General features: G+C 62.0%; 8 protein-coding genes. 2 read left to right on the top strand and 6 right to left on the bottom strand.

Features of this window, described 5'->3' with window-relative positions:
• From WBB85_RS08880 to WBB85_RS08860, 5 genes are all read right to left on the bottom strand, one after another.
• Nucleotides 1-1,688 (bottom strand): CoA-binding protein (locus WBB85_RS08880; protein WP_432638264.1); only part of this gene is annotated, 1,688 nt, incomplete at its 3' end.
• 237 nt (nt 1,689-1,925) lie between these two features.
• Nucleotides 1,926-3,089 (bottom strand): acyl-CoA dehydrogenase family protein, encoded by a 1,164-nt coding sequence (locus tag WBB85_RS08875; protein ID WP_432638263.1) that lies wholly within the window; start codon nt 3,087-3,089, stop codon nt 1,926-1,928.
• A 3-nt stretch (nt 3,090-3,092) separates the two neighbouring features.
• Complete coding sequence (locus tag WBB85_RS08870) at nt 3,093-3,854, bottom strand: SDR family oxidoreductase (protein ID WP_432638262.1); 762 nt, start codon at nt 3,852-3,854, stop codon at nt 3,093-3,095.
• Nucleotides 3,851-5,314: a carnitine 3-dehydrogenase gene (locus tag WBB85_RS08865; RefSeq protein ID WP_432638261.1), complete on the bottom strand. Its 1,464-nt coding sequence runs from the start codon at nt 5,312-5,314 to the stop codon at nt 3,851-3,853. The genes WBB85_RS08870 and WBB85_RS08865 overlap by 4 nt, the downstream gene beginning before the upstream one ends.
• Nucleotides 5,315-5,405: 91 nt before the next feature.
• The gene (locus WBB85_RS08860; RefSeq protein WP_432638260.1) at nt 5,406-6,320 is read right to left on the bottom strand and encodes a 3-keto-5-aminohexanoate cleavage protein; all 915 of its coding nucleotides are present in this window, start codon (nt 6,318-6,320) and stop codon (nt 5,406-5,408) included.
• Nucleotides 6,321-6,648: 328 nt separating this feature from the next.
• Between WBB85_RS08860 and WBB85_RS08855 the strand changes: the two genes are divergently transcribed.
• Together WBB85_RS08855 and WBB85_RS08850 are read left to right on the top strand one after the other, a co-directional pair.
• Nucleotides 6,649-7,653, top strand: a complete 1,005-nt coding sequence (locus WBB85_RS08855) for a glycosyltransferase family 2 protein (RefSeq protein ID WP_432638259.1) — start codon at nt 6,649-6,651, stop codon at nt 7,651-7,653.
• Nucleotides 7,653-9,773 (top strand): glycosyltransferase family 39 protein, encoded by a 2,121-nt coding sequence (locus tag WBB85_RS08850; RefSeq protein ID WP_432638258.1) that lies wholly within the window; start codon nt 7,653-7,655, stop codon nt 9,771-9,773. The genes WBB85_RS08855 and WBB85_RS08850 overlap by 1 nt, the downstream gene beginning before the upstream one ends.
• Here WBB85_RS08850 and WBB85_RS08845 read toward each other — a convergent pair.
• A partial coding sequence (locus WBB85_RS08845) for an arylsulfotransferase family protein (RefSeq protein ID WP_432638257.1) occupies nt 9,751-10,188 on the bottom strand: 438 nt, incomplete at its 5' end. The genes WBB85_RS08850 and WBB85_RS08845 overlap by 23 nt on opposite strands.

The following is a 10,188-nucleotide window of genomic DNA, read 5'->3' as shown; positions in this document are numbered from 1 at the left end:
ACCGGATCGCGGCGCAGACCCAACAGGACCTCACCGACGGCGCCGGTTACCATCTCCTCAACCAGATAACCCGAGGCACCCGGCATCACGGCCTGCCCGTCGAGCGAGGTCAGACCAAGGCGCACTGCACCAGCTTCGGTCTTGTGCGCGAAGCCAAGCCCCTTGAGGACCAGAGGTGCCGTCAGATCCACCGACTTGGCGGCAGCCTCTTGCAACGTCGTCCCGATAACTCCGCGCGGGATCGGGACATTGGCCGCATTGAGCAGAGCCTTGCCCTCAGCCTCATCCAGCATCCGCGTCTGACGCTGCGGGATCTCGGGCAAAGGTCGCCAGCCCGGCCGACCCGGCATCGTCTGGGCTGCTTTCAAGGCCGAAAGTGCCGTCTGCAGCCCCATCAGCGGTACGGTGCCCTGCCCGATCAGGTCAATCGCCCGCTCCTCGTCGAAATTCTCGGGCAGCGAGGCCACCGGAAAGGCGGGCTTTCCCGTGGCCCTTCCGGCCGCGACAATCGCGTCGAGCGCGGGCTGGAACGAGGATGGGTCACAACGGTCGGGGCGCGGCGGGTCGATCACGAAAATACCGGCATCGTAACCCGTCAGCATTTCGGTAAAGACTGCTTGGGTGCGCGGTCCATCGCCCCAGATGAACGTGTGATAGTCCAAGGGGTTGGCGATAGTGACAATCGGCCCGAGGATATCACCAAGCGCCTGCCGCTGCACCGCACTCGGCGGCGGAAAATCGATCGCCAGCGGCGCGGCCAGGTCCGAGACCAGCCCCGCCTCGCCACCCGAACAGGAGAGCGAACAAAGGCGGGTGCCGATCCGGGGGCCATGAACGTGAAATATTTTCAGCGTTTCGATGAGTTCCGGAAGCGTGTTGACCTCTGCAACCCCCGCCTGCCGCAAGAATGCCGATGACGCCGCCCCCCCGCCCGCGAGCGAGGCGGTATGCGACGCCGCCGCAACCTGCGAGGCTTCGGTCTTGCCCGATTTGAGGCAGACCACACCCTTGCCCGCCGCCCGCGCCGCCTCGGCCAGGGCGGCAAAGGCCGGGGCATCGTCGATCCCCTCGACATACATGCCGATGGCCGTGACCCGGTCATCGGCCATGAGCGCATCTGCCAGTTCCGCAAGCCCGATCTGCGCGGCATTGCCAAGGCAGGCGACATAGGCAATCGGCAGACCGCGCGCCTGCATGGTGAGGTTGATGACAATGTTCGAAGACTGGCTGAGCAGTGCCACGCCCTTTTCGACGCGTCGTCCGCCATGCTGGTCTGGCCAGAGGAGCGCGCCGTCGAGATAGTTGATAAGCCCGTAGCAGTTCGGCCCGAGAATGGGCATCGTACCCGCCGCCCGGACAAGATCGGCCTGTAGCCCCGCTTCGCCCGCCTCGGTCCAGCCCGAAGCGAAACAGATCGCGCCGCCTGCCCCCATTTCGGCAAGCTCCCGAACGACCTCGACAGTCGAATGGCGGTTGACGCCGATGAAAATGGCATCGGGCGCTTCAGGCAGCGCGGCGAGCGAGGGATAGGCCTTCAGGCCGCCGATTTCAGACTTTGTCGGATGAACCGGCCAGACCGGCCCCTGAAACCCCATCTTTCGGCATTGCTCGATGACATTCCCGGCCCAGACCGATCCCATAACGGCGATGGAGCGGGGCCTGAGCAGGCGGCTGAGGTCGCGGCTCATACCCAGCCTCCCCGCTGGCCGCGCGCGCCGGGGGCTGTCTGCCCCCGGACCCCCGAGAGTATTTTCGAACAGAAGAAATACAGATCAGCACCCCGTCCCGATATGGGCGACGGGGTGCCTTCTCCTGTTGCGGTCATCGGCGCTCCCGCCTGTACCGCTGTGTCAGACTGGCTGAACATGGTTAACCGACCGTTACTTCTTCTGTTCATAAATACTCCCGCCGGAGGCTAGAAAGTTTCAGGCACCGAGCGGCCGGAGCAGTTCGCGACTGATGATGTGGCGCTGGATTTCCGAGGTACCTTCCCAGATGCGTTCGACGCGGGCGTCGCGCCAGATGCGTTCAAGCGGCAATTCATCCATCAGCCCCATGCCGCCATGGATCTGGATCGCCTCATCGGCAATCATCGCAAGTGTTTCGGTCGCCTTCAGCTTGGCCATCGACATGTCGGTTTCCGTGACCGTACCCTGATCGTATTTCCACGCCGCTTCCCGCGTCAGCAGTTCAGCTGCTTTAAGTTCCATCGCCATATCCGCGAGTTTGAAGGATATTCCCTGAAACTTACCGATTTTCTGGCCGAACTGTTCCCGTTCGGCGGCGTATTCGACCGCGTGCCCCAACGCCCGTTCGGCGCGGCCAAGGCAGGTGGAGGCGACCTGAAGCCTGGTGGCACCGAGCCAGCTGTTTGCCACTTCAAAGCCTTTGTGAACCTCGCCGAGGATCTGGCGCTTGTTCACCCGACAATCGTCGAATTCCAGCACCGCGTTCGTGTAGCCGCGATGGCTGACATTGCGGTAGCCGTCGCGCACGGTGAAGCCCTTGGTGCCCTTGTCGACAAAAAAGGCGGTGATCTTTTTCTTCGGGCCGCGCGGCGTCATCTCCTCGCCCGTCGCCATGAAGGCGATGGTGAACCCGGCTATGTCCGCGTGAGAAATGAAATGCTTGGTGCCGTTCAGGATCCAGTCGTCGCCATCCTGCCGCGCCGAGGCCTTCATGCCGCGCAGGTCCGACCCCGCGCCGGGTTCTGTCATGGCAAGACAATCCCAGGTCTCGCCCCGGATGCAGGGGTAGAGGTATTGCTGCCGCTGTTCCTCATTCCCGGCCAGAAGGATGTTCGAGGGGCGCGCGACGCAGGTCCAGTGGAGCGCGTAATTGGCGCGGCCCAGTTCCTTTTCGTAAAGCAGCCATGTGAGCGTATCGAGGCCCACGCCCCCCACGTCCTCGGGCATGTTGGCGGCGTAAAGGCCGGCCTCTATGGCCTTGGCCTGTATCTCTTTTATCAGGTCGAGCGAGAGGTGGCCGCTGCGCTCGACCTCCAGCTCATGCGGATAAAGCTCATTCTCGACGAAGGCGCGCGTTGTCTCGACAATCATCCTCTGTTCGTCTGTCAGTCCGAAATCCATATGTCACACCTTCGGGTCGGGATTGATGGTGAAGCCGTCCACGGTCAGGACCTGCCCTGAGACCATGCGGGCGGCGTCGGAGGCGAGGAAGATCGCCATATTGGCGATATCTTCGGGGTCAGAAAGGCGGCCAAGTGCGGTGCCCGAAGCATAACCATCGCGGACCTGTTCGTAGGTCATGCCCTTGGCCGCTGCCTCGGCTTCAAAGACACGGTCGATGCGCGGGCCCGTGACCGAACCGGGGGCGATGGCGTTGGCGCGGATGCCATGGGCGCCAAGTTCCATCGCAACGGTTTTCATCAGCCCAATGACGGCCCATTTCGCCGCTGCATAAGGCGCGCGGTAAGGAAAACCGTAGAGGCCGGCAGTGGAAGTAGTGAACAGCATCACGCCCTTGCCCGCCGCCTTCATCAGCGGGGCCGCGTATTTCGCCGCCAGCATCGCGCCGTCGAGATTGACGGCGATGCAATCGCGCCATTCATCGAGAGGCATCTCCTCGACCGAAGCCGTCGGCCCCTTGATCCCGGCATTGGCGCAGAGAACATCAATTCCGCCCCATATACCCTTCACTTCATTAAAGAATGCCGCCATATCGGATTCGTCCGAAGCGTTGACCAATGAGGCACGAATGCCTTCGGGGACGGCCTTCAAAGCGGCGGGATCGACATCCGTCACCCAGACCTCGGCCCCGGTGGCAGCGAAAGCATTCGCCATGACAAGGCCGATCCCGTTCGCCCCGGCTGTGATCAGGACGCGCCGGGTCATTTCCGGCGCTCCCCGGTATAGCGGCCTGCTGCATCGGGGCGCGGCAGGTTCTTGTGGGCGTCAGCGAAGAGGGCGAGCCTGGCAAGCACGTCGGGGGCGGCCGGGCAGGCGCGGCCGGCCTTCATGTCGACATGGAGGAACATCTGTTCGAGGCTTGCCACGACCTCATCGCCGCGCTGGATGCGGATAAAGACATGGATGCGCTTTTCATCCGAGGACAGGATCTGGAGCGTTCCGGTCAACCGGTCGCCGAGCTTGGCTTCGCCCAGATGCATGATATGGGTCTCGGCGGTGTAATAGCTGTGCCCTGCTTCGACATAGTCCATACCAGCGCCAATCAACCTCAGAAACGCGTCCGAAGTTTCTGATGCCGCAAACAAATAGCGGCTTTCAGTCATGTGGCCGTTATAGTCGATCCAACCCGGCAGAACCTGCATATGGGCCATGACCATCGGCGCGCCCCGGCCCGTCTCGCCTGCCTCGTGGAACGCTGCGCGGCGGCGTTGATCATGGTCGAGCAAGACCTTGCCCGCGCCCCAGTTGCGGTCCTTGAGGGCGCGCATGAAGCCGATGAGGTTGCTGTCGCGGATGCGTTCAAGCTCTCGAATGGAATACTGGCCTGACTGTGCGTCGGATTGACCGGCAATCAGATCGACCAATTCTTCCGTGAATTCAGGGACATCGGTGAGTTTCGTCCAGGGCCATTGCAGGCAGGGACCGAATTGCGCCATGAAGTGTTTCATGCCCGCTTCGCCGCCCGCCACGCGGTAGGTCTCAAAAAGCCCCATCTGACCCCAGCGCAGACCGAAACCCATGCGGATCGCCTCATCGATTTCCTCGGTCGTGGCGATGCCGTCCTTGACCAACCAGAGCGCCTCGCGCCAGACCGCCTCTAGGAAACGGTCGGCGATATGGGCGTCGATCTCCTTGCGGACATGCAGCGGGAACATGCCGATCTCGCGCAGGATTTCCTTTGCGTTATCAATAAGTTTTGCGTCGGACTTCGCACTTGGAACAATCTCGGCCAAGGGCAGAAGGTAGACCGGGTTGAAGGGGTGGGCGACGAAGATCGTCGAAGGGTCGGCGGCGTTTTCCTGAAGCTCTGACGGTTTGAAGCCAGAGGTGGAGGAGCCGATGGGCACGCCATGGCTTGATTGCTGGATCTGCGCGAAAACGCGGTGTTTCAGGTCAAGCCTCTCAGAGACGGATTCCTGAATGTATTCAGCGCCTTCCACGGCCTCGGTGATGCTGCTGGCAAAGCTCAGCTTGCCCTCGGCGGGCATCGGCACGTCGGACAAGGCGGGCAGCGCCGCGCGTGCATTTGCCAGCACCTCGCCGATCTTGCGCTCTGCCTCCGGGTCCGGGTCGAAGACTGAAACGTTCCAGCCGTTGAGCAGGAAGCGGGCAGCCCAACCTCCACCGATCACGCCCCCGCCGATGATACATGCCTTGCGCGTCATGGGATGGTCTTTCCTTCATTCAGGCCGGTCTGCCATGCGTCGGCAAAACGTCGGCAAAGTGTATGGCAAGTTTAACCGTCAAACTGTCCGCTTAACGCGCCCTCGGCGCGCGCTTGGTGAGCCCCAGTTTCGCACGCACCTCATCCGGGCCGATGACCCGTGCGCCCATATTCTCGATGATCGTCACCGCGCGTTCGACAAGCTGGGCGTTGGTGGCAAGCTGCCCCTTGCCAAGCCAGAGATTGTCCTCAAGCCCCACCCGGACATTGCCGCCCGCCAGAACCGAGGCCGCGACATAGGCCATCTGGTCGCGGCCCAGGGAAAAGGCCGACCAGTTCCAGTCCGTGGGCACGTTGTTGACCATCGCCATGAAGGTGTTGAGGTCATTGGGCGCACCCCAGGGCACGCCCATGCAAAGCTGCACGAGCGCGGGGGAATTCAGCACGCCTTCCTTCACCAGTTCCCTGGCGAACCAAAGATGGCCGGTGTCGAAGGCCTCGATTTCCGGGCAGACGCCAAGGTCGGTCATCATCTGACCCATCGCGCGCAGCATGCCGGGCGTGTTGGTCATCACATAGTCGGCCTCGGCAAAATTCATCGTGCCGCAGTCGAGGGTGCAGATCTCGGGCAGGCAGTCGGCGACGTGTTCCATCCGGTTGGTGGCCCCGCCCATATCGGTGCCCGCCTGCAAGGGTAGCGGGCTTTCCGTGGGTCCGAACACCATATCGCCACCCATCCCGGCGGTGAGGTTCAGGACGGCATCGACAGAGGCATCGCGGATGCGTTCGGTCACTTCGCGGTAAAGGGCGGGATCGCGCGAGGGCTTGCCCGTTTCGGGGTCGCGCACATGGCAATGAACGATGGCAGCGCCCGCCTTGGCAGCATCGATCGCACTTTCGGCGATCTCTTTCGGTGAGCGCGGCACATGCGGGCTGCGGTCCTGAGTGCCGCCCGAACCGGTCACGGCGCAGGTGATGAAGACGTCCTTGTTCATGGTCAGCGGCATCGAAATCCTCCTTGAAGTGGGGGGACTATAGCCTGAGCGGTGGAATTCATTTAACGCAACACGAAAGGCTCTGTGCACAGGGCGAAACGACCTTTGACGGGCCAAATTCGCGAAACGCCGCAGGAAATGTATCTTTTCGGACGACAATGGGTCTGAAATCCCGGTATTTCAGCGCCCTCCCCAGCCTGTTATGGTCGATTCAGCCATGTTTTCGGTGCTAGTATATGTCGATACTATAAGGTGTTAGGGCTCGACTCAGGGGGGTTGCCGCCCCGGAACCCGGGCAGGTGGTGATCCATTTCGGATTAAGGAAAGTGGTATTTTAGCGATGCAACGAATCTCTATCGTCTCCCCCTGTTTTAACGAGGAGGACAACGTCACTGCCTGTTATGAGGCAGTAAAGGCGATCTTTGACCGCGACCTGCCGGGCTATGAGCGCGAACATATCTTTGTCGACAATGCCTCATCCGACCGCACGGTCGAGATCCTGCGCGAAATCGCGGCGACGGATCCGGGCGTCAAGATCGTGGTCAATGCCCGCAATTTCGGTGTCTACAAGTCGACCTTCAACGGCCTGCGCCATGCGACGGGTGATGCGACTTTGTGCATGTTGCCGGTCGATCTTCAGGACCCGCCAGAACACCTGCCGGAATTCGTGAAGCTTTGGGAAAGCGGCTATGACATCGTCGCCGGCGCAAGATCGACCCGCGAAGAGGGGTTGGTGCTGCGTTCGGCCCGCAAGGCGTTCTACCGCATTGTCAACTGGCTCTCGGAATTCGAGCTGTCGCCCGATGTGGGCGAGTTCCAGCTGGTCGACCGCAAGGTGCTGAACGCGGTCCTGAGCCACAATGATCACTATCCCTATATCCGCGGCATCATCGCCTCGGTCGGCTTCAAGAAGGTGATCATTCCCTATACCTGGAAAGCGCGGAAACGCGGTGTGTCGAAGCACAACCTTCTGATGCTGATCGATCAGGCGCTGAACGCGATCTTTGCCTTCACCAAGGCGCCGATGCGGTTCTGCACCTTCGTCGGTTTCGGGATCGCGATCTTTTCGATCCTGTTCTCGCTCTTTTCGATCATTGCCTGGTTCATGGGGGTTGGCGACGCGCCGCGCGGGACTACGACTATCATCGTCGCCCTGTTCTTCCTGTCGGGTATTCAGCTTCTGTTCATCGGCATGCTGGGAGAATATATCACGGCAATCCACAACCAGGTGCGGGGCGGGCCGACGGTGATTGAAAAGGAACTGATCAATATCGGCCAGGAGAACGGGTTTGAAAGCCCGTCCCGGTCGGGTGCGGTGACGTCATTCCCGACACGCAAGGCATGATGACCGACCGACCGGCCTGGTCGGGGCTTTGGGGAAATGCGGCAACCATCGCCGCGCCTCTTGTCCTGTCCGCTGCCCTCTTTCTGCCAATCGCACGGGAACTGGCGCCGCTTGATCGCTGGGCGGTTTCGGTTCTGGCCGTGGCATTGCTGGTGCTTGGCTTCGCGTTCCGGCGCGGGGCGGTTGCCTTTGGTGTGCTGGCCTTCGCGCTTGCGACCGGAACCGGTGCGCAGCTTTACCTGACCGAGCCTTTGTGGTTCCCGACCCTGAGGCTGCGCCCGCAGGGATTGCGCGATGCGATCATGCTGGCTGCGATCGCGGGCGAGGTGGCGGTGGCAGCGGCAATGCTGGGCCGGACCGACATGCGGGCGCTGTTTCTCGGCATTTTGGGACGGTTCGGCGCGATCCGCACAGGTCTGTTCCTGTGCCTGACCTTCGCCTTCTCGGTCCCGGTCCTGAACTATATCGACCGGGGCGCGGGTGTAGCCTATTTTGCCCATGTGGTGGCCGGCGCGGTACTTATCTGCGTCCATCTGGCAATTCTCATCGCCTTGGCGCAGGTGAAAAGTCCGGTCAGCGGCAACCATCGCATTTCCCCCATCGTGCATGCGCTGATTGCCGCCCTTGCCAGCCTCAGCCTAGCCGTATTTGCCTTTGAGGCGATGCCGCATGTAGAGGATGAGGTCGCCTATCTCTTTCAGGCGCGGACCCTTGCGGGGGGCGGTGTCACCGTCCCTGCCCCCGATGCGGCGGCTTTGCCGGGGCTCGATTACTACCTTCTGGAGGTGATCGACGGGCGCTGGTATTCGACCACCCTGCCCGGCTGGCCTGCGGCTTTGGCCCCTGCACTGGCCTTTGGGGTGCCGTGGCTTCTGAACCCGCTTCTGGCGGCGCTGTCGGTCCTGATCGCCCATGCGATTGCCAAGGCCAAGGCGGGGCGCGGCGTGGCGGATGTCACCGCGCTCCTGATGGCTTTTTCACCGTGGTTCATCGCGGCGGGCGGATCGTTGATGCCGCATATGCTCACGCTGTTTCTGTCCCTGCTCGCGTGGTGGATGATCCTGCGGGTCGAACAGGGTGCCTCTGGCCGCTGGTGGCGGCTGGGGATTGCCGGACTTGCCATGGGCTGGATCTTCTGTTCGCGTCCGCTGGATGGTGTGATCATGGGCGGGCTGACCGGTCTTTGGCTGGTTTTCGCGGTCAAACGCGGCACGCGTCTGACGCGCGCCCTGCCCTATGCGCTGGGATGTATCGCGGCGGGCAGTCTGCTTTTGATCTTCAACGCGCAGATCACCGGATCACCCTTTGCCCTGCCACTTGGCCAATACCTCGACCGGCACTGGCATCCGGGCGCGAATGCGTTCGGTTTCGGCCCCGATATCGGTCCGCCGGGAAGTTGGGGGGCGCTCGATCTCTGGGTTGGCCATGGGCCTCTGGAGGCGATGATCAACACGGTGAACCTGCTGGTCAGCCTGCAACTGGAGCTTTTCGGCTGGCCCATGGGGTCGCTGGCGCTGCTCTTCGCCTATATACTGTGGAAGATCCGGCCGAGCGGGTTCGACCGGGCAATGGCAGCACTGCTGGTGGTCGTGATCTTTGTCATGGCGCTCTACTGGTTTGCCGAGACCTATTATTTCGGACCGCGCTACTGGTTTCTGGCCGCCTTCCCGATCTTCTACCTGTCCGCCCGGGGCTGCGAGGCGTTGCAGGAACGGTTGTCAGGTGGGGATGAGACGGGAAAGATCCGGCTGGAATCCGTTGTCTGGCTGCTGTGCATTGTCGGGCTTTGCGTCTTCCTGCCCTGGCGCGGCGTGGCGAAATACCACGAATATGGCGACTTCCACCCGGAATTCCGCAGCGCCGCCGCGACAGGTGTCTTCGGCAATGCCGTCGTGATCTTTGACAAGACCGGCAATGAAGGCTCTGCCTTCATGCTGAACGATCCCTGGCTGGGCGAAGACGCGCCGATCTTTCTGCACGATACCGGCACGTTGGACGAAACCGCCCTGCAAGCCGCCTTCCCGGGACGCGAGATCCTGCGCTTTGCGCCGGGATGGCAGTCAACTGACCCGTCGGGACGCGACAAGGCCCGGTTCGTCAGTCGCAAGTCCAGTCGGTGACGGTAAAGAAGGACGGATCATAGGTCTGGGCGTCGTGCAGCCATGTCACACGGTTATCGTCGTAGCGGTTGACGTATTCCCAGACGATATCGCCCGCAGGCGTCACCTCGAATGACCTCCCTTCCTGTGCCGCCGTGATCATCAGATTGCCATCCGGCTGCATCTGATGGGTCGAGCGTTCGGGCGAGAAAAAGCGCTGCCCGTCGCGTCCGCCGTAAAGCGTCACGGCCCGGTCCGTCGCCGGGTCGATGCGCCAGACCCGGCTGCCGCCGCCCCGGTTGCCGTCAAGACTGTCATCGGAATGGTTGTCGAAAACGGTGATCGTGCCGTCGGGTTCGAAATCAGGGTCATGCTGACGGATGAAGGGGCCGATCTTCAGCCATTTGATCACCTTCACCTCTGGATCGGTCACCAC

This window comes from Albidovulum sp. (assembly GCF_049646345.1).
Classification (GTDB): domain Bacteria; phylum Pseudomonadota; class Alphaproteobacteria; order Rhodobacterales; family Rhodobacteraceae; genus Albidovulum.
The sequence above is the reverse complement of the archived record's forward strand: the minus strand, read 5'-3'. Positions and strand labels throughout refer to the sequence as shown.